Genomic DNA, 21,809 nt, shown 5'->3' on the forward strand with positions numbered 1-21,809 from the left:
ATAGTCTTGATAGATACACGCTCCGTGGCGAGGGAGCTTGCTCCCGCTCGGCGGCGTAGCCGTCGTAGACCCTTGATGCCGTTTTTTCTGAAAGAACCTTTGGGCGGCTTCGCCACCCAGCGGGAGCAAGCTCCCTCGCCACGGGATTATGGGGATTCGCAGCCGCTCTCTATAATCCTGAGCCATGGCCAGCGAGCCTGATAACTCTTCGCCTTCTCATCGAACAAATCTGGCTGCGGGTTCTTTGGGTTGATACGAAGAATGCCCTGTTCCACGTCGTCCAGGCCGTAAGGCGCATAAACTTCGCCTGTTTCGGCGTCCAGTCCGATACACGTACCCGTAACCAGATAGCGATCAACGCCATCCTTGGCCGACTGAAGCTGAGGATAAGGTTTGCCAAACCGCTGGCCGTACCAAAGGTGGACGCGAGCCTGATTCTTGACCTCGATGTTGGCACCCAGATCACGGAAGAGCTGCTGCGCGGCGTTGATCACTTCATTCTCGGCTTCCCAAGACAAGTCTGGGTCGAAGTAAAAAATATCGTAGTCCTTGACGCCCCAATCCGTCGGCCGCTGCGATTGGTGGTTCCAGACGGCCTGGAACAGGCAGCCTGCGGTGAGCATGCATTGGTTCAAACCGAGCGAAGGCAAGCGCGCGGTGATGTGTGCGTTGATGGGATTGGTCATGGCGATCCTGACCAAACATTCGACCGTCAATGTCATATTCGTCCTTTTTAAATCGATCTGGTTTGGCGCCCCTATTAAAATACTTGAAAACCAAGCCCGCCCCAACGCGACTGATTTACAATACCGCTCCTTCGACACAGGCTGGCATTCGTGGACGCGTTCTCCTTTGTCTATCACTACCTGAGCGCATGGGTGTTCGCACCCATCTCCCAGCAGTTCCTCGGCATCTTCAATCTGAACGGCCGATTCGGAATTCTGTTTCTCTGCGCTTCCTATTCTGTCGCCTATGGGCTGTTCCGTTACAGAAAGCGCCGCGGCCTGACCGATGCCCGTTCGTTCTGGCAATTCATCGGTGGCAGCCGGGTGAATCTGCACCGTTCGGCGCTGCTGGATTATCGCTACTACTTTGTCCGGGCGATTCTCAAGATTGCCCTGGTGCTGCCTATTGTCCACCTGGTCGATCCGTACATCCTGCGCTCCGGGGACTACGCGGCTTTTTTCAGCAATCTGTGGGGCGCGCGTCCGCGATTGGGCGAGAATCTTGGGCTCGCCTTGGCCTATGGGCTAGGGGTGTTCCTCGTGAAGGATTTCTCCCATTACTGGGTGCACCGGGCGTTTCACTCGCGCTGGCTCTGGGCGTTTCATAAGGTGCATCATTCGGCGCCCGTGCTAGTGCCGGCCACGGCGAGTCGGGTGCACTTTGTGGAGAAGATCGTCGAGAAGCTTGGCGTCGTCGCCTGCCTGGGCCTCTTCGCGGGCGGTTTCCTGTACGTCTGTGGCGGTGAGATCAGCCGCTATACGCTGTTTGGCGTGACGTACCTGGTGTTCATCTTCAATAGCCTGGCGGCGAATCTGCGTCACACCCATGTCTGGCTGTCTTTTGGACCCGTGCTGGAACATGTGCTGAACAGCCCGGCCCAGCACCAGATTCACCATAGCGATGCCCCTCGTCATTTCAACCGCAATTTCGGCATCAATCTGTCGCTGTGGGACTGGATGTTCGGCACGCTCTATGTCACCCGCTCGCAGCCCGAGCGCTTGCGTTTCGGCACGGGAGAACAGGACCATCAGCGTTACCTGACGGTATATAGCCTGATTGTCACGCCCTTCGTCGAGACTGCTCGCAAGTGCCTGCCCGCGTTGAAGGCGACTGATGGCGCGGCCCCAACACCACTGCGAGATATTGAATGACTGACTACCGTGGATTAATCCTCGAAGACACCCGCGAAGGCGCCACTGACCGGGCCATCGCTGATCTGGAAGCCAGCCTGGGCGCCCGTTTGCCGGACGACTATCGCCAGTTTCTCAAGACCTGCAACGGCGCCTACCTGGAGTATGACGTGCTGGCCAGGTTGGCCAATGGCGATGAGGAATTGCTCAGCTTTTCGCTGTACGGGCTGGATCCGGATGAGAAGTATGAGTCCAACCCCTTTGAACTGGAGCAACTGCGCACTCAGCCCGGCTTCCCCGCCACGGGATTGCTGCCGATCGGTCGCGACGGCGGCGCGAGTATCTTGTTGCTGGATTTGCGGGAAGGGCGCCAGGACGTGGCGGCGATGGTGGCGGGCTTACCTGCCTGGACCGGGCGCCGTCAGCAAGGTGATGAGTACGTGGTGCTGGCCGATTCTTTCAATGGCTACCTGGACTCGCTGTTTCTCTCGCAAGAGCGGATCGAGGAGCATATCAATCACTTCATGATCAGCCCTGACACTGTCGAGGCGACATTGGAGTGGCTGGACAAGGGCAGTCCGGGTTGGCGGGAGCAATATCGGGCGTTGTGGAATGCGAGGGTTGTGGATCGGCTGATTTGAAGCCTGGTTCGAATCGATCGCGGGTGTCCATCCGAATGTTGCGCAGCCCCACGGTTTCCAGGTGTGACACGTATAACGCCTCTGAGAAATAGCTGATCAGAATGGAGCGTCGGCGTTTGCCGGTCAGGTTCAGGCTGCCCGCGTGCACCAGATCGACATCGAATACCAGGATGTCACCGGCACGGCCGCAAAGCTGAATAGAGCGTGACTCGTCGTGGAAGTCGAAGGGCGGTTCTCCCGTTTCGGCGCGATGGCTGCGAGGGACAATCCGTGTCGCGCCGTTCTCGGGGCCGTAATCGTCGAAGAAGGCCAGGGCGATTGCGATGTCGCCTGGCCGTTGGGCCGACAAGTCTCGGTGCAGTTGCTGGTGACCGCCAGCGGCAACGGGCTCGCGTCCTTCCACTTGTGAAAGGAAGAACCGCTCGCCGATCAGCTCGCCCGCCGCGGCCAATAGCGGGGGGAGGCGACAAACAGCCTGGATCTTCGGGTCATCGTCCAGCATCGAATAGCGCCAATCCCTGTCACGCGGCACTGGCCATTGCTCCGACGGCCTCACGCCTGCATCGAACACGGCGCGAAGGTCAGCTAGCCAATCCGTCGGAATCGCCCGACGGAGCAGGGCGTAGCCATCTCGCTGGAGTTGTTTGCGGTCGGGCATGGTTTTCTGAACGTCCTTGCATGGGCATTTTGGAAGGTTAGTCTGCAGGCCAGCGCAGGACCTGCCGGAATGCTATTCCCATCAGAAAAACGCTGAACCCTGTGGCGAGGGAGCTTGCTCCCGCTTGAGTGCGAAGCGCTCACAAAAGGGGCCGCTACGCAGCCCAGCGGGAGCAAGCTCCCTCGCCACGACTGCGTATGACCTTCAGCTACATCAGGGCTATTTCCAACGCCGCTTAGAAAGTCGCCGCAGTCCTTCCGCCCATTTTTACCTTTGCCGCTCATAGGCGGCCTGGCACTTCCCTAATCTCAATCGTGAATTACATCTAAGCTCGGGATAATACGCGTTGGCTTGAGGTCACAAGCGTTCCCCCTCCATTGTTTTTGGCGGCTGAAGGATCGAACGCATGACAGATTGGCTCCAGAGCTATGGAGAAATGGCTGAACGGGTGCGACGCCATGATTGGGAAGGCACCCCGCTGGGGCTGCCTGAACAATGGCCCGATGTGCTGAAGACGACGGTGGCGCTGAGCATGGCCTCGCATTTTCCCCAGGCGATCGTGTGGGGGCCGGACTTGATCACGTTGTACAACGATGCGTTCCTGCCCATTCTCGGAAGCAAGCCCGAGGCGTTGGGGCGGCCATTCAATGAGGTCTGGCGGGAGGTCTGGAGCGATATCGGTCCAATCGTACAGGCGGCTTTCGAAGGGCAAGCGACTTATATCGAGAATTTCCCCTTGATCATCGAGCGGGGCGGCGGCCCGGAGCCGGCATATTTCACGTTTTGCTACAGCCCCATTCGGGATCAGTTCGGCAAGGTCGTGGGCATGCTCGATACGGTTACCGAGACCACTTCCACGGTGCTCATGACCCAACGCCTGGCCGTGCTCGATGCCATCGGCAGCGCCGTGGCGAATGCCACCGATCCGCAAGCCATCATGGCGACCACTGCGCGGATCCTCGCGGCGCATCTCAACCTGTCCAACTGCGCCTATGCGGACATGGACGAGGACGAGGACGGCTTCACGATCCGCGGCGATTGGGCCAGGGCCGGGTCGCCCAGTATCGTTGGGCATTACCGGTTGGCGGATTTCGGTCGGCTGGCGGTCAACAACCTGCGGGCCGGCAAGCCTTTGGTGATCAACGACAACCTGGCGGAGCTGGCGCCGGAGGAAGCGGCGGCGTTCCAGTCCATCGGTATCGCGGCCACCATTTGCGTCCCGTTGATCAAAGACGGACGTCTGACCGCCCTGATGGCCATCCACGATAAAACCCCCAGGACCTGGACTTCGAACGAGCTGGCCTTGCTGATTGAAGTCAGGGAGCGATGCTGGGCCCACATCGAGCGTGCCCGAGCCGACGCCGCGGTGCGTGAAGGCCTGGCAGCGCTGGCTGAATTGAATTCGACGCTGGAACAACGCGTCGAGGAACGCACCACACGGCTCAAACAGACCGAAGCGGCGCTGCGCCAATCGCAGAAGCTCGAAGCCATCGGACAGCTGACCGGCGGGGTGGCCCACGATTTCAACAACCTGCTGACCATCATCCGTTCTTCGGTGGACTTCCTGCGCTTGCCCAACCTGTCTGACGAACGTCGCCAACGCTACATGACGGCTGTCTCCGAAACCGTGGAACGGGCTTCCAAGCTGACCAGCCAGTTGCTTGCGTTTGCCCGGCGCCAGCCGTTGAAACCGGAAGTCATCGATGTCGGCAAGCAGGTGCAGAGCCTGGGCGACATGCTGCAAACCGTTACGGGGGCGCGGATCCAGGTCATCGTCGAGTTGGGCGAGCGGCCTTGTTACATCCGTGCCGACCTGAGCCAGTTTGAAACAGCGCTGATCAACATGGCCCTCAACGCCCGGGATGCGATGAATGGTCAGGGCACGCTGTGGCTTCGGCTCACGTGCGGCGATGGCATGCCGCCGATCCGCGGCCATGCCGGAGCAGGACAGCCCTTCGCAGCCATCGCCTTGGAGGACACCGGCACAGGTATCTCGCCGCAGAACCTTGAGCATATCTTCGAGCCGTTCTTCACCACCAAGGAGGTGGGGAAGGGAACAGGCTTGGGACTGTCCCAGGTGTTTGGCTTCGCCAAGCAATCGGGCGGCAACGTAGACGTTTCGACCGTGCTTGGCGAGGGAACGGTCTTCACCCTGTACCTTCCGGAGGTCGAGCACGAGGCAAGGCATGAGCCGATAAAGGAAGAGATCCCCTCACTGGTCTTGGAGCAGGGCAAGCGCCGGGTTCTGGTCGTGGAAGACAATCTGGAAGTCGGGCGTTTTGCCAACCAGATCCTTCAAGACCTTGGCTATGAAACAGCCTGGGCAACGAACGCCGAAGAGGCATTGGAAATGGTCGGCCTCGATGCGATGGCCTTCGACGCGATATTTTCCGATGTGGTCATGCCGGGCATCAGTGGTCTCGCCCTGGCTCGGGAACTGCGCCAGCGTCGCCCGGACCTGCCGGTGGTGCTGACTTCGGGGTACAGCGAGGAGCTGGCCCACAGTGGGCACGAGGGTTTCGAGTTTCTTTCCAAACCGTACTCGGCCGATCAGGTTTCCCGGGCGTTGAGTCGGACAATGTTAGGCGTAGAGTGAGTGTTTCCTTTTTGAAACAGTGGCTTCCATTCGTCGGGCAAGGGTTTGGTGAATGAGCGGTCCGTTGATGACCAGCTAGTCTCACTATCGTGAAGGCCAATATTTTCAGGCAATCGGTTGTTGCCGGTATTGGTCTCGACAAAAAGGGGAAAGACGATGGGAGCACCGTACAGCGAGGAGAACGGAGCCGCGTACCCGATCAACGAAGGTTTGCAGTGTGGTCAGGCGGCTTATCGATCGGACTTTGGTGACGAGCCAATCAAGTCCATCAAGACGAAGGTATCCAAAGTGCAGCGAGGGGAAAAAGCCAAGTTTCTACCCAGGATTCCGATCAGGAAATAAAGCAAGCGCAGCCCCGTCATCGAATGGGGCTTTTTTTTTGGAACGACTAGGGAACAGGCGAGTTTTGTAAATATTTTTAATCTTTTTCCTACAGACAATCGCTTTCACGTTTCTTTCACACTCGGCTACGTACCCTGAGCTCATCCGTTAGAAAGCAGTACCTGCCCGTTTCCCCAGCGGGCTTTTTTTTGCCTGTCATAAAACAACCGTTGCGTTTGTGGTCCAACCGTCAAGGCTGACGCGCTTTGGCGTACACTCGCGCCCGCGCGCACCGACCCTATCTTTCCCGATGCGGCATTCTTGAGGTTCTTATCATGCGTTTGACTTTGTCCACCTTGGTGCTTGGGCTTGTGGTTGCTCAGGGCGCAATGGCCGCTGGCGACGGTACCGCTGCGGTCGGCGGTGGTCTTGGCGGTGTCTTGGGTAATGTGGTCGGCCAGCAGATGGGCGGCAGCACCGGCGCTGCGATTGGCGCCGGTGTGGGTGGCGCCGCCGGCAGTGCGGTGGGGGCTCGCAAGGGCAGCCGTACGGAAGCGGCCATTGGTGGCGGGCTGGGTTCGGCCGGTGGTTCGATCGTTGGCAACCGCTTGGGCGGTTCGACTGGCTCCACCATCGGTGCCGGTATTGGCGGGGCGGCGGGTGGTGCCTTGGGTAGCAATCTGTCCAATGATGGTGATGGTCATTCGGGCGGCAAGAAGCATAAGCACAAGAGAAAGCATCGCTAAACTCATGCATGCATGAACAAACCCGGCCTTGTGCCGGGTTTGTTCTTATTGGGCATTTCCCCGGAACGTTTGCCGCTCCACCTCCTCGAATTCATACACCCACTTGCGATTGCGAGGTATGCCATGACGCCGGAAACCGAAGGCAAGGAAGAAAAAGGCCCCTCGGGCGTGCCCTTCATCAACGATCCGGGTGTCAACGACCCGGGCAATGAAGACCCCGGCTCGCTGATGGACGACGCCCAGGTTCCCTTGATCGAAGATGATGAAGACGTAGAGCTTGAGGACGAGTCCTACAAGTAATCGCGCTTGTTCCTGAAACGGCATCACCAGGAGGCCATCATGTCAGCTGATTCGCCTGTTCCCGACGACGATGAAACCCCGGAATACCCGCTGCCTTCGCCCACCGATTCGCTGAGTCGCGATCAGCGACCACCCGATGACGATAGCGGCGTCGAGCAAGTCCCAAGCGACGATCAGGACGTCGAGGCGACGCCGGACGACCCGGATATCGCGGGCGACGATGCGTCCGGCAAGCCAAGCTGACCCTCACCCCCGTCCGTCGATTTTGCGGCACCATCGGCGCGCCATGATTGCCAGACATCAGGTAGTTATCTTGAAAAGGAGACTTGCCATGATGAAGACAAACGTGACGGCCCTGGCGCTGGCCGGGATTCTTTCGGCCAGCGCAGGGGCGGCTTTCGCACAGTCCTCGGACAGCGCGCCGGTCGACAAGGGAGGCATGCCGCCTTCGACCCAGATGGACGCCGGGTCCACCACCGATGCCAGTGGCAATGCACTGCCGCCAGGTTCGGTGAGTGGAGGAAATGGCGGCGATGCCAGCGGCAGCAGCACCAGCCCGGGCACCGGAAGCGGCTCCACCAGCGGTGGCAGTTCGATGGGCGGCGGTTTTTCCAGTGGAGGTGGAACCGGTACCAGTGGCAGCGGCAGCAGCTCGGGGTCGAGCGGCTCCGGCAGCTCGAGTCAATAACCGCTGCATCGTCATCCAAACCGATTCCGCTTTTGTGGCGAGGGAGCTTGCTCCCGCTGGGGTGCGAAGCAGCCCCACGATCTTACGGTCACTGCGCAACCGAGCGGGAGCAAGCTCCCTCGCCACAAAACCCTTCCATGGATTTCCCATTGCCGGTTCCAAGCCTCCTTCGCTATTCTGCTGAATCCTTTAAGGCGAACACGCTACGCTGGCCGCACCTGAGCCATCCCTGGAATGTTGTGTTGATAACGGATCAGATGCGATGAATGCACCACTGAAAAAGTTTGGCCCGATCAAGGCTGTGATTTTCGACATGGATGGCTTGTTGCTCGATACCGAGGGCATCTACACCGAGGTGACCTCCATTATCGCCGAGCGCTACGGGCGCACGTTCGATTGGAGCGTCAAGCAGAACATCATCGGGCGTGGGGCCACGGACCTGGCCAATTACGTCGTCCAGGCGCTGGAGTTGCCGATCACCCCGCAAGAATTCCTGTTCATCCGCGAACCGCTGATGCGCGAGCGTTTTCCCCACGCCATGGGGATGCCTGGCGCGGAGGAGTTGGTGCGGCATCTGAAGGCCCACAACATTCCGATTGCGGTGGGAACCAGTTCGTCGAGTCCTACCTTCGCGTTGAAAACTACATTGCACCGGGACTGGTTTGCACTGTTCGATTGCATCGTGACGGCAGATGATCCTGAAGTCGGCGCGGCGAAACCGGCGCCGGATATCTTCCTCACCGCCGCCCGGCGCCTGGGTGTCGAGCCCCGCGACTGCCTGGTATTCGAAGATTCACCATTCGGCGTGACTGCTGCGAAAGCCGCTGGCATGACCGCCATCGCCATTCCGGACTCGGCCATGGCGGACGAAAAATACGCCCACGCCGACGGGATCATTCGCTCCTTGAGAATGTTCCAGCCGAGCCTGTGCGGTTTGCCGGAATTGGAATGGGCATGACAACTGCTTCGACATAATGGAAAAAGCCGGTCAAGGTTCAGCCCTGACCGGCTTTTTTACGAGTTGACGTCAGGCGCCAAAACCACCGTCGATGGTCAGGCTGGCCCCGGTGATGTACGCCGCTTCCGGGCCTGCCAGATATGCGACGAAGCTGGCAATTTCTTCCACCGTGCCGTAACGACCGACTGCCATGAGGTCCATCAGGCTGGAGGCGAAGTCGCTGTCGGCCGGGTTCATGTCGGTGTCCACCGGGCCGGGCTGCACGTTGTTGACGGTGATGCCGCGCGGGCCGAGGTCACGGGCCAGGCCTTTGGTCAGCCCCACCAGCGCAGATTTACTCATGGCGTACGCGGCGCCGCCGGCGAAGGGCATGCGGTCGGCGTTGGTGCTACCGATGTTGATGACCCGACCGCCCTCGGTCATGTGCCGCGCGGCGGCCTGGGTGGCAACGAACACGCTGCGCACGTTGATCGCCAGGGTCTGGTCGAAATCTTCGAGTTTGAATTCTTCCAGTGGCCCCATGGCCAGCACGCCAGCATTGTTGACCAGGATGTCCAGCCGGCCAAAAGCCTCGACGGTGGCGGTGACGGCGTTACGGACGGCGTCGGCATCAGCGCTGTCGGCCTTGATTGCCAAAGCTTTGCCGCCGGCTGCGGTGATGCTGTTCTGCAGTTCTTCGGATTTTGCGCCGGAGCTGACGTAAGTAAACGCTACAGCAGCGCCTTCTGCGGCGAGGCGTTTGACGATGGCGGCGCCGATGCCGCGGGAACCGCCTTGGATCAAGGCGACTTTACCGTTCAGTGCTTGAGTACTCATGTATTTCTCCAAAGGTGCCGGGGCGAAATGCCGCGGTTGATGGGGCGAGTATCAAGACTAGGCTATCGGCTGGGTAGACCTTCGTTGATATAGTCTGTGTAAACCAAAAGTTTATAGTGGGCGCCATGGAGAGTTTCAGCAGTATCGAATGTTTTGTTCGCAGCGCCGAGGTCGGCAGCTTCGCCGAGGCTGCGCGACGCCTGAGCCTGACACCCGCGGCGGTGGGCAAGAGCGTGGCCAAGCTTGAGGCGCGCCTGGGCGTGCGATTGTTCCAGCGCAGCACCCGCAGCCTGACCTTGACCGAGGCCGGGCAGTTGTTCCTGCGGGAAGTGGGCAGCAGTTTCAATACGATCCAGAACGCCGTTGCCAACCTCGCCAGCGCCGGGGGGCAGCCAGCCGGCACGCTGAAGGTGAGCATGGGCACGGCGTTCGGGCGCTTGTTCGTCGTGCCGTTGCTGGGGGAATTCCTGGGACGGTACCCGGCAATCAATCCGGACTGGCATTTCGATAATCGCCAGGTTGACCTGATCGGCCAAGGCTTCGACGCGGCCATTGGCGGCGGTTTCGAGCTGCCCCAAGGCGTGGTGGCGCGCAAGTTGACGGTGGCTCATCGGGTGTTGGTTGCATCCCAAGCGTATCTGCAGAGTCACTCCGCCATCTTTGAGCCGCAAGACCTGGCGCCACATCACGGCATTCTGATCCGCTCGCCGCAGACTGGGCGGGTCCGTTCATGGCAACTGACCAGCCGCAACCGGGAACACAGCCCGTTGACCCTCAAGGCGCAAATGACAATGAGTGACTCCGAAGCCGCTTGCATCACTGCAGCCCAAGGGCTGGGCATCGCCTTGGTGAGCATGCCGTTTGCCGTGGCGTACCTGGACAGCGGCGCGCTGCAGCGAGTGCTGCCGGACTGGTATGTCGATGATGGCAACATCTCCATTTACTACGCCGAGCACAAATTACTGCCGGGCAAGACCCGGGCGTTCGTGGATTTCATCATCGAGCGGTTTGCCGAACAGGGGTTGGCCAAGCGGTTCAGTGCGGTTTGAGTTGGGCTCTTGACCGAAGCGCGGCCCATCGCGAGCAAGCTCGCTCCCACACGGTTTGTAGCGAGCACATATTTTGTGACCACGACAATCCACTGTGGGAGCGAGCTTGCTCGCGATGGGTTCGATGCGGTCTGGATCCGTGCACTTACCGCCCAAACCGCCCCGGCCAGCCAACGATGTTCTTCGGCCGAGGCGTCGCATTAGTCCGCACCTTGGACGTCGACAGCCCCAGTCGCACCAGCGATTCGGCAATGGTAACCGCCGCCGTCACGCCATCGACCACCGGCACGCCGGTGCGCTGGCGGATCTGCTCATCGAGCCCAGCCATGCCGCCGCAGCCCAGGCAGATCACTTCGGCCTTGTCCTGGCTGACCGCCAGTTCGGCTTGCTGCACGATGGCTTCGACCGCCCGTTGCGGGTCCTGCTCAAGCTCCAATACCGCCAGGCCGCTGGCCCGCACCGAGGCGCAGCGATCGAACAGACCGGACAGCTTGAGCCGGTCTTCGATCAGCGGCACGGTGCGGTCCAGCGTCGTGACCACCGAGTAGGCATGGCCCAGGAACATCGCGGTGCTGGCGCCCGCATCGGTGATGTCTACCACCGGCACGTTCAGCAACTCCTGCAGGCCTTCACGGCCATGTTCGCCGTATCCGGCCTGGATCACCGCATCGAACGGCTGGTCGTAGGACATCACCCGGTCCATGACCGCAATGGCCGCCAGGTAGCTTTCAAAGTTGCCTTCGATGGAGTCGGCACCGAAATGCGGCGTGAGCCCGATGATCTCGGTACCCGGCGCGGCGACCGCTTGGGCTTGTCGGGCGATGGCCTGGGTGATGGACTCGGTCGTGTTGACGTTGACCACTAGAATTCGCATGAGCTGTCCTTCTTTTAAATGAAATACCAGGCGACCCGCACCGACCGGGCCGCTTCCCCTGGGTTAATGGCTGACGTTATCCACAGCGATGGACTCGCCGCTGACGTCTTCGTAATAGGTCTCGCGCTTGGCAATGATCAGGTACAACAGCCCTGCAATCGAAGCGCCAATCAGCCAGGAAAACGGTGAAACACTGTCGAAACCGGGCACCAGCGCCAGGATAATCGCAATCAGCGCCGCCGGAATGAACGCCGTCACCGCACGCAAATTGACCCCGTTGCTGTAGAAATACGCACCGTTTGGGTCCTCGCTGTACAGTTGTGGCACGTTGATGCGGCCTTTTCGCAGAAGCCAGTAGTCGACCATGATCACGCCATACAGCGGTCCGAGCAGGGCGCCGAGGCCGGACAGGAAATACACGATTACCAGCGGGCTGTTATAGAGGTTCCACGGCAGGATCAATACGGCGATGGCGGCACTGATCAGCCCGGCGCGGCGGAAGGTCAGGTATTTGGGCGCCAGGTTGCTGAGCACGAACGCCGGGGCGACGAAGTTGGCCATGATGTTTACCGCCACGGTGACGATCAGGAACGCCAGGCAGCCGAGCACCAGGAAGAAGGTGTTGGGGATCGAGGCAATGACCTGGGTCGGGCTTTCGATGATTTGGCCGTTGATCTGGAACTGCGCGCCGCAGAGCAGTATGGTGATGGCGGCAAACACCAGGATATTCACCGGCAGGCCCCAGAAATTTCCCACGACGATGGTCCGGCGGCACGGCGAAGAGCGGGCGAAGTCGCAGAAGTTGAGGATCAGCGTGCCGTAGATCGCCAGCCACAGCGCGCCACCGGCGAATATGTTGCGCCACATCTCGCCGCCCGTCAGGGGTTCGCGGATCGACCAGGCGATGGTTGCATCGGCCTGCAAGTACATCCAACCGGCGAGGGCCGCGACTGTCACCAGAATGACCGGCCCGGCGAAGCCTTCGTAGCGGCGAACCGTTTCCATCCCATAGGCGAGGATCATCAGTTGCACGAACCAGATCGCCACGAAACACACCCAGCCCAGGCTCGACAGCCCGAGAATCGAGTTGTGGTCGTATTCGGCAAAGCCTGGGTGGATGGCGGTCAACAGTACGCGGAACACCACGGACGCCAAGTACGTCTGGATACCGAACCAGGCAATGGCGATGACCGCCCTGATCAACGCAGGAATCTGCGCGCCGTGAATGCCGAAACTGATCCGGCTAATGACAGGAAAAGGCACTCCGGTCTTTTGTCCCATGTAGCCGGACAGGTTCATGAAGCCATACACCAGCGCCGCGCCGATCCCCAGCGACAGCAATATCTGCCAACCGCCCAGGCCCAAGGCATAAAGGCCGATGGCGAATGAATAATTGGCGATGTTGTGTACGTCGTTGGTCCACAGGGCAAAGATGCTGTAGCGGCCCCAGCGCCGACCTTCGGCCTTGGTCGGCGCAAGGTCCTTGTTGTGCAGCCTTGGGCTCAAGGTGAGGGGGGCTGCGGTTTGTTCATCGAAGGCAGCGGTTGGGGAGGGCAGATCCAGCGCAATGTTGTTGGAAAGACTTGTACGCATTCCGGCAGGCTCCTGATTCTCGGGCCACGGTGACTATGCATGAGCGCGAGGCTCGGCAGATCTTCGTCGCGGCGGGGCGAGCATCATTGGTTATGGGGCATCTGCAGCCTGTACGGGATAGGGCGCTTCAGGCTTGCGGATCGAAAGTGTGTGTATGTTTTATGAATGTTGTATACAAAACACTTGTCGACTAAAGCCAGATTTATGCCACTTACGGGTCTATCGGATTGGCCGGAAATTTCGTTTCGTTATGATTGTTTAATAACTAGCTGAAATTCGGCCATAAAAAATTGACCGATTAAACAGGTATTTTTTTATTCGGCGGACGCCAGCGGGAGGGTAGGACGGGTTAGGTGGGATCGAATGTGTAACTTTTAGGGGCGGGCATGAATCAAGTGCACACAAAAAATGCCACCTAGGGTGACATTTTTGTGTACAGAGTTCGTCGATCGCTTAAACGGTCTTGGACTTGGCGATGATATTTCCGGCATGCAGCCCGCATTCTTTCTGCGTAGCTTCTTCCCACCACCAACGACCTTCGCGCTCGTGCTGGTTCGGTAACACCGGGCGGGTACAGGGCTCGCAGCCGATGCTGATAAAACCGCGCTCGTGCAGGCTGTTATAAGGCAGCTCGAGCATGCGGATATAACCCCAGACTTCTTCGCTGGTCATTTGCGACAACGGATTGAATTTGTACAGCGTGCGCTCCGGCGTCGAGAACGCCGTGTCGATTTCCAATACCGCCACCTGGCTGCGGGTACCAGGGCTCTGGTCGCGGCGCTGGCCGGTGGCCCAGGCGCGAACGTCGGTCAGTTTGCGCCGCAACGGCTCGATCTTGCGGATGCCGCAGCACTCGCCATGACCGTCCTTGTAGAAGCTGAACAGGCCTTTTTCCTTCACGAAAGGGTCCAGCTTCGTATGGTCGGGCGAGACCAGCTCGATGTCGATCTTGTAGTGCTCGCGCACCTGATCGATGAAACGATAGGTTTCCGGATGCAGGCGACCGGTGTCGAGGCTGAACACTTTGACGTTTTTGTTCAGTTTCCAGGCCATGTCCACCAGCACCACGTCTTCGGCGCCACTGAAGGATATCCACAGGTCATCGCCGAACTCGGCGAAGGCCAGCTTGAGAATGTCCTGGGGGGACTTGTTGGCATAGGTCGTGGCGAGTTCCACGACGTCGAACGATGGGCTCATCAGGGCGGTTTCCTACAGGTCGGTGGCGCTGGGCGCTCTATATGGGCTGATGGTAACAAAAGCTGCCGGGGCTGGCGCGTCCCTGTGCGTTGCGCGGGCTTCGACGAATGGCTAGAGTCGGCAGGCCTTTTGTTCGCTCAACCGATAAACATCAGAAAAAATGGGAGTGTCTTGTGGAAATTGCCTGTCTCGACCTGGAAGGTGTGCTGGTCCCGGAGATCTGGATCGCCTTCGCTGAAAAAACCGGGATTGAATCCCTCAGGGCAACCACTCGGGACATCCCCGACTACGACGTGCTGATGAAGCAACGGTTGCGCATCCTTGATGAACACGGCCTAAAGCTCACCGACATCCAGGAAGTCATCGCCACCCTCAAGCCGCTGGACGGCGCCATCGAATTCGTCGACTGGCTGCGTGAGCGGTTCCAGGTGGTGATTCTGTCCGACACGTTCTACGAATTTTCCCAGCCATTGATGCGCCAGTTGGGCTTCCCGACATTGCTTTGCCATCGTTTGATCACCGATGACGGCGGACGAGTGACCGGCTACCAGTTGCGTCAGAAAGATCCGAAGCGCCAGTCGGTCCTGGCCTTCAAGAGTCTGTATTACCGGGTGATTGCAGCGGGGGATTCCTACAACGACACCACGATGCTGGGCGAAGCCGACGCCGGGATCCTGTTCCATGCGCCTGAAAACGTGATCCGCGAATTCCCGCAATTCCCGGCGGTGCACACGTTTGCCGAGTTGAAGCAGGAATTCATCAAGGCCTCGAACCGTCCCCTGAACCTGTAAATACACACCCTGTGGGAGCGAGCTTGCTCGCGATGGCGGTGGATCAGTCGGCTCAAGGGTGGCTGACCCAATGCAATCGCGAGCAAGCTCGCTCCCACAAGGTGTTATGTCTGGTTTGGGATTTGTTTACAGGTCCTGCAAGGTATCGAGCAACACCCGTACCTTGGTCATCGACTCCTGATACTCCGCCTCCCAATCCGAATCCGCGACAATCCCGCCACCGCCCCAGCAACACACCTGCCCATCCTTGACCAGCAGACTGCGGATGGCGATGGAGCTGTCCATTTCCCCGCGCACGTCCAGGTACAACAACGAGCCGCAATACAGCCCGCGTCGGGTCGGTTCGAGTTCGTCGATGATTTGCATGGCGCGGATTTTCGGCGCGCCGGTGATCGAACCGCCGGGAAAGCTGCCGGCGATCAAGTCCAAGGCGTCTTTACCCTCCGCCAACTCGCCGGTCACGCTGCTGACCAGGTGATGCACGTTCGGGTAGCTTTCCAGGCTGAACAGCTCTGGCACTCGCACCGAGCCGACACGGCACGTGCGGCCCAGGTCGTTGCGCAGCAGGTCGACGATCATCAGGTTTTCCGCCCGGTCCTTGGGGCTGGCCAGCAGCTCGGCGGCGTGGGCGGCGTCTCCGTCGGGCGTTGCTCCGCGGGGGCGGGTGCCCTTGATCGGACGGGTTTCGACGTGGCCTTCGCTGACCTTGACGAAGCGTTCCGGCGACAGGCTCAACACCGCGCCACCCTCCGGCAGGCTCTGGAAACCTGAGAACGGCGTCGGGCAAGCCGTGCGCAGCGCCTGGTAGGCGGTCCAGGCATCGCCATGGCATTGGGCGCGGAAGCGCTGGGCAAAGTTGACCTGGTAACAGTCGCCGGCCTGGATATACGCCTGGATGCGTTCGAATGCCTGTCGATAGGCGTCGGCGCTGAGGTCGGGTGCCATCGGGCCTGCAAGACTGAATGCGGTGGTGGGTGTTGCGGATGGCCGGCTGAACAGTTCGATCAGTCGTTGGCGTTCACTTTCGCCGCAATGGGGATGGAAGACCAGTTGGCTGGTGGTGGCCTGGTGATCCGTGACCAACGCCCAGTCATACACGCCGAAGCGTGCGTCAGGCAGTTGCAGGTCATCCGTGGCGTAGGACGGCAACGTTTCCAGGTGTCGGCCGAAGTCGTAGCTCAAGTAGCCGATCAAGCCGCCGGCGAAGGGCAATTGCACCGTCGCCGGCAGTTCCGCGTGGCCGAGTTGCGTCAGATGCATCCGAAGACGTCGCAGGAAATCGCTGCCAGTTTCGTCAGGCCGTACCGCCAGTTGTTCCAATGGCCAGGCGCTGAGCAGGTCGTAGCGTCCGCGTTCGGCGCTCGGTCGGCCACTGTCGAGCAGCACGCTGCCGGGGGCATGGCGGATCGCCGCGAAATACTCGGCGGGGTTGGCGCGGTAGGGCAATGGGTGTACGGAGCAGGTTGGCATGGGCGGGGTGGGTCAGCCGTTCAGGCGGGGGAGCGATTGTAATCCCCTGTAGGATTTGCTCCTAGGGGGATGTCGGTATTGAACAGGTCTGAAGCTTCAATGAGGCCCGTGGCGAGGGAGCTTGCTCCCGCTGGGCTGCGAAGCGGCCCCCTGGGCAGTTGAGCGCGATCATTCTGATACACCGAGGTGCTGGGCTTTGGGGTTGCTGCGCAACCCAGCGGGAGCAAGCTCCCTCGCCACAGGGTTCAACCTTCAGCTTCGGTTTTCATCCTCAGCTTCAACCCTCAACCGGCGGAATATGCCCAAACAACTCCTGGGCAAACGCCACGCGCTCTTCCACGGTTTCGGTCACGCCCCGGGCCTTGAGCTCTTCCAGGTGGGCTTCTACTGCGTGGGTACGCAAGGTCAGGCCGCAGTCGTTGGCGATCTGGATATTCAGCCCCGGCCGGGCGTTCAGTTCCAGGATCAATGGACCTTTTTCCTGATCCAGCACCATGTCGACGCCGATGTAGCCCAGTCCGCACAATTCATAGCAACCGGCGGCCAGCTTCATGAAACCGTCCCAATAGGGCAGTTGCACACCGTCCACCGCGTTCGTGGTGTCGGGATGCTTGGTGATGATGTTGTTCAGCCAGGTGCCACGCAGGGTCAGGCCCGTGGCAAGGTCGACGCCGACGCCGATCGCACCCTGGTGCAGGTTGGCCTTGCCGCCGGATTGACGAGTCGGCAAGCGCAGCATGGCCATCACCGGATAACCCATCAGCACGATGATGCGGATGTCCGGCACGCCTTCGTAGCTGATGCTCTTGAAGATCTGGTCCGGCGTCACGCGGTATTCGATCAGCGCCCGGTCACGGTGCCCGCCCAAGGAGTACAAGCCAGTGAGGATGCTGGAGACATGGTGCTCGATTTCCTCGTGACTGATGATCTTGCCGGACACGGTGCGGTAGCGACCTTCGAAGCGGTCGGCGATGACGATGATGCCGTCGCCGCCGGCACCCTGGGCCGGTTTGATCACGAAGTCGGTGCGTCCGCCAATGATCTCGTCGAGCTTGTCGATTTCCTTCTCGGTGGAGATCACCCCGTACAGTTCCGGCACATGAATGCCGGCGGCGATGGCCCGTTCCTTGGTGATGATCTTGTCATCGACGATGGGGTACAGGCTGCGCTTGTTGTACTTGAGCACGTAGTCGGCGTTACGCCGGTTGATGCCCATGATGCCCCGGGCTTCCAGGGCCTTCCAGGTCTTCCAGAAGCCGAACATCAGGAGTCAGCCTTGAGGAAGGCCTTGAACCGAACCAGCTCGGTCAGGCGATAGCCGCGATAACGACCCATGGCCAGCATGAAGCCCACCAGGATCAGCAGGATCGCCGGGAAAGTGAACACGAAGTACACCAACTCCGGCACGCTCATGATCAGGTGTGCCAGGGACGCGGCGAACAAGGTGCCGATGGCGACTTTCATTGCGTGGCCGCCACCGCGTTCTTCCCAGGTGATGGACAGGCGTTCGATGGTCATGGTGAGGATCACCATCGGAAACAGCGCCACCGACAAGCCGCGCTCCAGGCCCAGCTTATGGCTGAACAGGCTGATGGCGGCAATCAGCACCACCACGAACGTCAACACCACCGAAAGCCTTGGCAGCATCTGTAGTTTCAAGTGTTCCAGATAGGATCGCAGCGAAAGGCCCAGCGCCGTGATAACGGTGAACAGGATGATGCCAAAGCCCAGTTGGGTTTCGCGGAAAGCCAGGGCGATCAGCACCGGGGTGAAGGTGCCCAGGGTCTGCAGGCCGATCAGGTTGCGCAGCACCAGGATCACCAGCACGCCGATCGGGATCATCACCATGATCATGAAGGTCTGCTGGGTTTGCAGCGGCAGGCCGTAGAGCGAGTATTCGAGGAAGTTGGCGTCGGTGTTCTCGTCCGTCAGCTTGGCCAGGCGAATGGCGTTCATTTCGCTGTTGTTCATGCTGAAGGTAACGGTGGCTTTCTTGCCGCCATCGACGGTGATCAGGTTTTCATCGCCGGTCCACCACAACAGGCGGTCGGTGGGCAGGCCCTGCTCGCCGGTGTCCGGGTTGAAATACAGCCAGTCGGTGCCGTTAAAACTGCGCAGCCACAGCTCGGGCATTTGCGGTTGGTCGGCGACCAGGCGGATGGTGTGGACTTTTTCCACCGGCACGTGGGCGATGGACAGCACCAGTTCGACGATCCGCGCCTTGTTGCTTGAGGACGGATCACCGGCGAGCAGCAGCTTGACGTTGTCGTCGTTGAGGTTGTTGACCCGCTTGATCGCTTCGCTGATGAACGTCTCGACGTCGGCCGAATGCTGGCGGATCGGCGCTAGCAGGGCTTCGGCGGCGAGTTTTTCCGGGCCTTCGACGGCGATGCTGTCGCGGAACGTCGGGCCCTTGATCTTGGTTTTCTCAGCGCTGTAGCGCTTGGTCAGCACCAGGCGGTAATACAGCGTCTGGTTGCCTTTGGCGCGACGGGCCGACCACGTCACCTTGCGGTTACCGTCAACCCGGTTCACCGCCACACCGTAGTTATTGGAAATGAAACTCTCGTTGAGGCTCACATAGTCGCGGCTCAAGGGCGGCACGAACATCTGGATCTTCACCGGATCCTTGGCGTTGGGCACGAATTCGACCTTGGCGTCGATGTTCCACAAGTCGTCGGTGGCGTCTTCGGTGACCGGGATGCCGAGCACGAAAATCTGATAGGCCGTCACCGACAGGCCCAGTATCACCAGGATGGCGATCAGCATTTTCAGATGGAGGGTAAGGGAGCGCATTGGAATTACTCTGCGGTATGAGCGGCATTGGCGCAGGCGGGTTTGCCGGCAGCGTATTTGAGACTGGGGTCGACCAGCGCATCGAAACGCTTGAGCGCTTCGGAGCCGATCAGCAACGGGTATTGGAAGGCGCTGCGGTCGGTCAGGTTCACTTCGATGCTGCGCAGGGCCGAGCCCATGCAGATATCCAGTTCGATGACCGGCCGGGCCGTGTACTTCTTGCCTTCTTCCGGGTCGTAGTCACCGGCGCGGCGCTTGATCTTGCTGACACGGGCCAGCGGGCGTTCGATAGGGTGCGAATGAGCAGCGTCGATGGCCAGGTAGAAACGCACCCAGGATTCACCATTGCGCTTGAAGCGCTTGATGTCGCGGGCACTGAGGGAAGCAGTCTTGGCGCCGGTGTCGAGTTTGGCGGCAACCTCCAGGTCGATGCCCTGCAGCGCGGCGTATTCGTTGAGGCCGTACACGGTTTTTTCGCCCGCCACGGCAAGCCCCGGCAGGCACATGAAATACAGAGCGGCAGAAAAGGGCTTGAGTGTCATAGATCCTGGTGCGCAGCGTTCCGTTTATCGGTTCAGGCCCTGGCATTGCTGCACAAGCTCCCTGGGCAGCCTTCCCTATAAAAGGAGAGCGGCAAATCGCGCGGCATTCTAGCACGGTGGTTTTCTGACGCCACCGCTGCCCGGGTGTTGCGCGTCGCCATTCGCCCGGTTATGGCGATGGCGCTTATTAGGCGATTGTCGACAATGTTGATTTTTCTTTTGACGGTTGGCGGGTTATTGGTTAGTTTTTGCCTTATTGAAATTCAAGGTGTCGACAATATGTTCGATCAGCTCGAAACACCGCTGATGGCTCAAGACGATTCGGAGACCCTGTCCGAGAACGTCTTCCGGCGTATCCAGGCCGCCATCGTCAAAGGCGAAATCGCCCCAGGCAGCAAGATCTCCGAGCCCGAGCTGGCGCGGACCTACGGCATCAGCCGCGGGCCGCTGCGCGAGGCGATCCATCGCCTGGAAGGCCAGCGGCTGCTTGTGCGCGTTCCTCATGTTGGCGCGCGAGTGGTTTCGCTCAGCCACGCCGAGTTGCTCGAGCTCTACGAAATCCGTGAGTCCCTGGAGGGCATGGCTTGTCGCTTGGCGGCCGAGCGCATGACGATCGAGGAAATCGACGAGCTGCGTCATGTCCTGGAAACCCATGAACGCGATGCGGCGTTCCAGGCCGGTGTCGGCTATTACCAGCAGGAAGGCGATTTCGACTTTCATTACCGGATCATCCAGGGCAGCGGCAACCGCACCCTGACGCAGATGCTTTGCGGCGAGCTATACCAACTGGTGCGCATGTACCGCATCCAGTTTTCCACCACCCCCAACCGTCCGCGGCAGGCCTTTGCCGAGCATCACCGGATTCTCGATGCCATCGCCGATCGTGACGGTGAACTGGCTGAATTATTGATGCGCCGGCACATCGGCGCTTCCAAACGCAACATCGCGCGTCATTTCCAGGACAGCGCCGCCACTGAACGAGGTGAGTCATGAGTTCCAGCAAGAGCACGCCAGGCCAGCGTTTTCGCGATGCGGTCGCCAACGAGCATCCGCTGCAAGTGGTCGGCGCCATCAATGCCAACCACGCGCTGCTGGCCAAACGCGCCGGTTTCAAGGCGATCTACCTGTCGGGTGGCGGCGTCGCGGCCGGCTCCCTCGGCGTGCCGGACCTGGGCATCACCGGCCTGGATGACGTGCTGACCGATGTGCGCCGCATCACCGACGTGTGCGACCTGCCGCTGCTGGTGGACGTGGACACCGGTTTCGGTTCCTCGGCCTTCAATGTGGCGCGCACGGTCAAGTCGATGATCAAGTTCGGCGCGGCGGCGATTCATATCGAGGACCAGGTCGGCGCCAAGCGTTGCGGCCACCGTCCGAACAAGGAAATCGTCTCGCAGCAGGAAATGGTCGACCGCATCAAGGCCGCCGTCGATGCCCGCACCGATGACAGTTTCGTGATCATGGCGCGTACCGATGCCCTGGCCGTTGAAGGTTTGGAGTCGGCCCTGGATCGCGCCGCCGCATGCATCGAGGCCGGTGCCGACATGATTTTCCCCGAGGCCATTACCGAGCTTGAGATGTACAAGCTGTTCGCCAGCCGCGTGAAAGCGCCGATCCTGGCCAACATCACCGAATTCGGCGCGACCCCGCTGTACACCACCGAACAACTGGCCGGGGCCGACGTGTCCCTGGTGCTGTACCCGCTGTCGGCGTTCCGGGCCATGAACAAAGCTGCCGAGAACGTCTACACCGCGATCCGTCGCGACGGTACGCAACAGAATGTCATCGACACCATGCAGACCCGCATGGAGCTTTACGATCGCATCGACTACCACACCTTCGAGCAGAAGCTCGATGCGTTGTTCGCGGCGAAGAAGTAAGGCGCGACTCCCCTATAAATTCAAGAAACTGGAGACA

The 21,809-nt window shown here is 60.1% G+C and carries 22 protein-coding genes; 12 read left to right on the forward strand and 10 right to left on the reverse strand.

Annotated features, from left to right (window positions below; genetic code table 11):
• Positions 1-146: 146 nt before the first annotated feature.
• Positions 147-722, reverse strand: a complete 576-nt coding sequence (locus FHK92_RS10620; RefSeq protein WP_181288005.1) for a nucleotidyltransferase family protein — start codon at positions 720-722, stop codon at positions 147-149.
• A gap of 114 nt (positions 723-836) precedes the next feature.
• Between FHK92_RS10620 and FHK92_RS10625 the strand changes: the two genes are divergently transcribed.
• Both FHK92_RS10625 and FHK92_RS10630 read left to right on the forward strand, forming a co-directional pair.
• On the forward strand, positions 837-1,877 hold the full coding sequence (locus FHK92_RS10625) for a sterol desaturase family protein (RefSeq protein WP_181288006.1): 1,041 nt from the start codon (positions 837-839) through the stop codon (positions 1,875-1,877).
• Complete coding sequence (locus tag FHK92_RS10630) at positions 1,874-2,497, forward strand: SMI1/KNR4 family protein (protein WP_181288007.1); 624 nt, start codon at positions 1,874-1,876, stop codon at positions 2,495-2,497. Before FHK92_RS10625 ends, FHK92_RS10630 begins: the two co-directional genes overlap by 4 nt.
• Here FHK92_RS10630 and FHK92_RS10635 read toward each other — a convergent pair.
• Positions 2,385-3,155, reverse strand: coding sequence for a phytanoyl-CoA dioxygenase family protein (locus FHK92_RS10635; RefSeq protein WP_181288008.1), 771 nt, complete (start codon positions 3,153-3,155; stop codon positions 2,385-2,387). The two genes, FHK92_RS10630 and FHK92_RS10635, sit on opposite strands and share 113 nt — an antisense overlap.
• A gap of 406 nt (positions 3,156-3,561) precedes the next feature.
• On the opposite strand from FHK92_RS10635, the gene FHK92_RS10640 reads away from it, so the two are divergent.
• The 6 genes from FHK92_RS10640 to FHK92_RS10665 all read left to right on the forward strand — a co-directional run bounded on the left by FHK92_RS10640 (position 3,562) and on the right by FHK92_RS10665 (position 8,764).
• On the forward strand, positions 3,562-5,751 hold the full coding sequence (locus FHK92_RS10640) for a GAF domain-containing hybrid sensor histidine kinase/response regulator (protein ID WP_181288009.1): 2,190 nt from the start codon (positions 3,562-3,564) through the stop codon (positions 5,749-5,751).
• Positions 5,752-6,407: 656 nt separating this feature from the next.
• Entirely contained in the window at positions 6,408-6,818 is a 411-nt protein-coding gene (locus tag FHK92_RS10645; RefSeq protein WP_030137786.1) for a hypothetical protein, read from the forward strand.
• A gap of 123 nt (positions 6,819-6,941) precedes the next feature.
• Complete coding sequence (locus FHK92_RS10650; protein ID WP_181288010.1) at positions 6,942-7,118, forward strand: hypothetical protein; 177 nt, start codon at positions 6,942-6,944, stop codon at positions 7,116-7,118.
• Positions 7,119-7,157: 39 nt separating this feature from the next.
• A complete protein-coding gene (locus FHK92_RS10655; RefSeq protein WP_030137787.1) occupies positions 7,158-7,361 on the forward strand; it encodes a hypothetical protein in 204 nt (67 codons plus the stop codon).
• An 88-nt stretch (positions 7,362-7,449) separates the two neighbouring features.
• Positions 7,450-7,806: a hypothetical protein gene (locus tag FHK92_RS10660; RefSeq protein ID WP_181288011.1), complete on the forward strand. Its 357-nt coding sequence runs from the start codon at positions 7,450-7,452 to the stop codon at positions 7,804-7,806.
• 262 nt (positions 7,807-8,068) lie between these two features.
• Positions 8,069-8,764 (forward strand): HAD-IA family hydrolase, encoded by a 696-nt coding sequence (locus tag FHK92_RS10665; protein ID WP_181288012.1) that lies wholly within the window; start codon positions 8,069-8,071, stop codon positions 8,762-8,764.
• Positions 8,765-8,833: 69 nt separating this feature from the next.
• On the opposite strand, the gene FHK92_RS10670 is transcribed toward FHK92_RS10665, so the two are convergent.
• The gene (locus FHK92_RS10670; protein ID WP_181288013.1) at positions 8,834-9,580 is read right to left on the reverse strand and encodes a 3-oxoacyl-ACP reductase family protein; all 747 of its coding nucleotides are present in this window, start codon (positions 9,578-9,580) and stop codon (positions 8,834-8,836) included.
• A 125-nt stretch (positions 9,581-9,705) separates the two neighbouring features.
• Between FHK92_RS10670 and FHK92_RS10675 the strand changes: the two genes are divergently transcribed.
• On the forward strand, positions 9,706-10,629 hold the full coding sequence (locus FHK92_RS10675) for a LysR family transcriptional regulator (protein WP_181288014.1): 924 nt from the start codon (positions 9,706-9,708) through the stop codon (positions 10,627-10,629).
• A 145-nt stretch (positions 10,630-10,774) separates the two neighbouring features.
• Here FHK92_RS10675 and FHK92_RS10680 read toward each other — a convergent pair whose 3' ends face one another.
• The 3 genes from FHK92_RS10680 to FHK92_RS10690 form a co-directional block, all read right to left on the reverse strand.
• Positions 10,775-11,503: an aspartate/glutamate racemase family protein gene (locus FHK92_RS10680; RefSeq protein ID WP_181288015.1), complete on the reverse strand. Its 729-nt coding sequence runs from the start codon at positions 11,501-11,503 to the stop codon at positions 10,775-10,777.
• 63 nt (positions 11,504-11,566) lie between these two features.
• Positions 11,567-13,096, reverse strand: a complete 1,530-nt coding sequence (locus tag FHK92_RS10685; RefSeq protein ID WP_181288016.1) for an NCS1 family nucleobase:cation symporter-1 — start codon at positions 13,094-13,096, stop codon at positions 11,567-11,569.
• Between the two features lie 453 nt (positions 13,097-13,549).
• Complete coding sequence (locus FHK92_RS10690; RefSeq protein WP_181288017.1) at positions 13,550-14,293, reverse strand: phosphoadenylyl-sulfate reductase; 744 nt, start codon at positions 14,291-14,293, stop codon at positions 13,550-13,552.
• Positions 14,294-14,466: 173 nt separating this feature from the next.
• On the opposite strand from FHK92_RS10690, the gene thrH reads away from it, so the two are divergent.
• The gene (gene thrH / locus FHK92_RS10695; RefSeq protein WP_181288018.1) at positions 14,467-15,084 is read left to right on the forward strand and encodes a bifunctional phosphoserine phosphatase/homoserine phosphotransferase ThrH; all 618 of its coding nucleotides are present in this window, start codon (positions 14,467-14,469) and stop codon (positions 15,082-15,084) included.
• A gap of 126 nt (positions 15,085-15,210) precedes the next feature.
• Here the strand turns inward: thrH and pabB are convergent, their stop codons facing one another.
• The 4 genes from pabB to rloA all read right to left on the reverse strand — a co-directional run bounded on the left by pabB (position 15,211) and on the right by rloA (position 19,892).
• Positions 15,211-16,554: an aminodeoxychorismate synthase component I gene (gene pabB, locus FHK92_RS10700; protein WP_181288019.1), complete on the reverse strand. Its 1,344-nt coding sequence runs from the start codon at positions 16,552-16,554 to the stop codon at positions 15,211-15,213.
• Between the two features lie 277 nt (positions 16,555-16,831).
• Positions 16,832-17,818, reverse strand: coding sequence for an alpha-L-glutamate ligase-like protein (locus tag FHK92_RS10705; RefSeq protein ID WP_030137797.1), 987 nt, complete (start codon positions 17,816-17,818; stop codon positions 16,832-16,834).
• On the reverse strand, positions 17,818-19,350 hold the full coding sequence (gene rloB, locus FHK92_RS10710) for an osmotic stress tolerance membrane protein RloB (RefSeq protein WP_181288020.1): 1,533 nt from the start codon (positions 19,348-19,350) through the stop codon (positions 17,818-17,820). Before rloB ends, FHK92_RS10705 begins: the two co-directional genes overlap by 1 nt.
• Before the next feature lie 5 nt (positions 19,351-19,355).
• Positions 19,356-19,892, reverse strand: coding sequence for a retropepsin-like aspartic peptidase RloA (rloA, locus tag FHK92_RS10715; RefSeq protein ID WP_030137799.1), 537 nt, complete (start codon positions 19,890-19,892; stop codon positions 19,356-19,358).
• 279 nt (positions 19,893-20,171) lie between these two features.
• On the opposite strand from rloA, the gene FHK92_RS10720 reads away from it, so the two are divergent.
• Together FHK92_RS10720 and prpB are read left to right on the forward strand one after the other, a co-directional pair.
• A complete protein-coding gene (locus tag FHK92_RS10720) occupies positions 20,172-20,885 on the forward strand; it encodes a GntR family transcriptional regulator (RefSeq protein WP_181288021.1) in 714 nt (237 codons plus the stop codon).
• The gene (prpB, locus tag FHK92_RS10725; protein ID WP_181288022.1) at positions 20,882-21,772 is read left to right on the forward strand and encodes a methylisocitrate lyase; all 891 of its coding nucleotides are present in this window, start codon (positions 20,882-20,884) and stop codon (positions 21,770-21,772) included. The genes FHK92_RS10720 and prpB overlap by 4 nt, the downstream gene beginning before the upstream one ends.
• The last annotated feature ends 37 nt before the right edge of the window (positions 21,773-21,809 follow it).

Source organism: Pseudomonas brassicacearum subsp. neoaurantiaca (assembly GCF_013608025.1).
In the GTDB taxonomy this organism is placed as follows: domain Bacteria; phylum Pseudomonadota; class Gammaproteobacteria; order Pseudomonadales; family Pseudomonadaceae; genus Aquipseudomonas.

Excerpts from the sequence above, each read along its gene's own strand:
- FHK92_RS10620 (WP_181288005.1), bottom strand. The coding sequence starts at position 722 with ATGACATTGACGGTCGAATGTTTGGTCAGGATCGCCATGACCAATCCC.
- FHK92_RS10630 (WP_181288007.1), top strand. The coding sequence starts at position 1,874 with ATGACTGACTACCGTGGATTAATCCTCGAAGACACCCGCGAAGGCGCC.
- FHK92_RS10635 (WP_181288008.1), bottom strand. The coding sequence starts at position 3,155 with ATGCCCGACCGCAAACAACTCCAGCGAGATGGCTACGCCCTGCTCCGT.
- FHK92_RS10640 (WP_181288009.1), top strand. The coding sequence starts at position 3,562 with ATGACAGATTGGCTCCAGAGCTATGGAGAAATGGCTGAACGGGTGCGA.
- FHK92_RS10645 (WP_030137786.1), top strand. The coding sequence starts at position 6,408 with ATGCGTTTGACTTTGTCCACCTTGGTGCTTGGGCTTGTGGTTGCTCAG.
- FHK92_RS10650 (WP_181288010.1), top strand. The coding sequence starts at position 6,942 with ATGACGCCGGAAACCGAAGGCAAGGAAGAAAAAGGCCCCTCGGGCGTG.
- FHK92_RS10655 (WP_030137787.1), top strand. The coding sequence starts at position 7,158 with ATGTCAGCTGATTCGCCTGTTCCCGACGACGATGAAACCCCGGAATAC.
- FHK92_RS10660 (WP_181288011.1), top strand. The coding sequence starts at position 7,450 with ATGATGAAGACAAACGTGACGGCCCTGGCGCTGGCCGGGATTCTTTCG.
- FHK92_RS10665 (WP_181288012.1), top strand. The coding sequence starts at position 8,069 with ATGAATGCACCACTGAAAAAGTTTGGCCCGATCAAGGCTGTGATTTTC.
- FHK92_RS10670 (WP_181288013.1), bottom strand. The coding sequence starts at position 9,580 with ATGAGTACTCAAGCACTGAACGGTAAAGTCGCCTTGATCCAAGGCGGT.
- FHK92_RS10675 (WP_181288014.1), top strand. The coding sequence starts at position 9,706 with ATGGAGAGTTTCAGCAGTATCGAATGTTTTGTTCGCAGCGCCGAGGTC.
- FHK92_RS10680 (WP_181288015.1), bottom strand. The coding sequence starts at position 11,503 with ATGCGAATTCTAGTGGTCAACGTCAACACGACCGAGTCCATCACCCAG.
- FHK92_RS10685 (WP_181288016.1), bottom strand. The coding sequence starts at position 13,096 with ATGCGTACAAGTCTTTCCAACAACATTGCGCTGGATCTGCCCTCCCCA.
- FHK92_RS10690 (WP_181288017.1), bottom strand. The coding sequence starts at position 14,293 with ATGAGCCCATCGTTCGACGTCGTGGAACTCGCCACGACCTATGCCAAC.
- pabB (WP_181288019.1), bottom strand. The coding sequence starts at position 16,554 with ATGCCAACCTGCTCCGTACACCCATTGCCCTACCGCGCCAACCCCGCC.
- FHK92_RS10705 (WP_030137797.1), bottom strand. The coding sequence starts at position 17,818 with ATGTTCGGCTTCTGGAAGACCTGGAAGGCCCTGGAAGCCCGGGGCATC.
- rloB (WP_181288020.1), bottom strand. The coding sequence starts at position 19,350 with ATGCGCTCCCTTACCCTCCATCTGAAAATGCTGATCGCCATCCTGGTG.
- rloA (WP_030137799.1), bottom strand. The coding sequence starts at position 19,892 with ATGACACTCAAGCCCTTTTCTGCCGCTCTGTATTTCATGTGCCTGCCG.
- FHK92_RS10720 (WP_181288021.1), top strand. The coding sequence starts at position 20,172 with ATGTTCGATCAGCTCGAAACACCGCTGATGGCTCAAGACGATTCGGAG.
- prpB (WP_181288022.1), top strand. The coding sequence starts at position 20,882 with ATGAGTTCCAGCAAGAGCACGCCAGGCCAGCGTTTTCGCGATGCGGTC.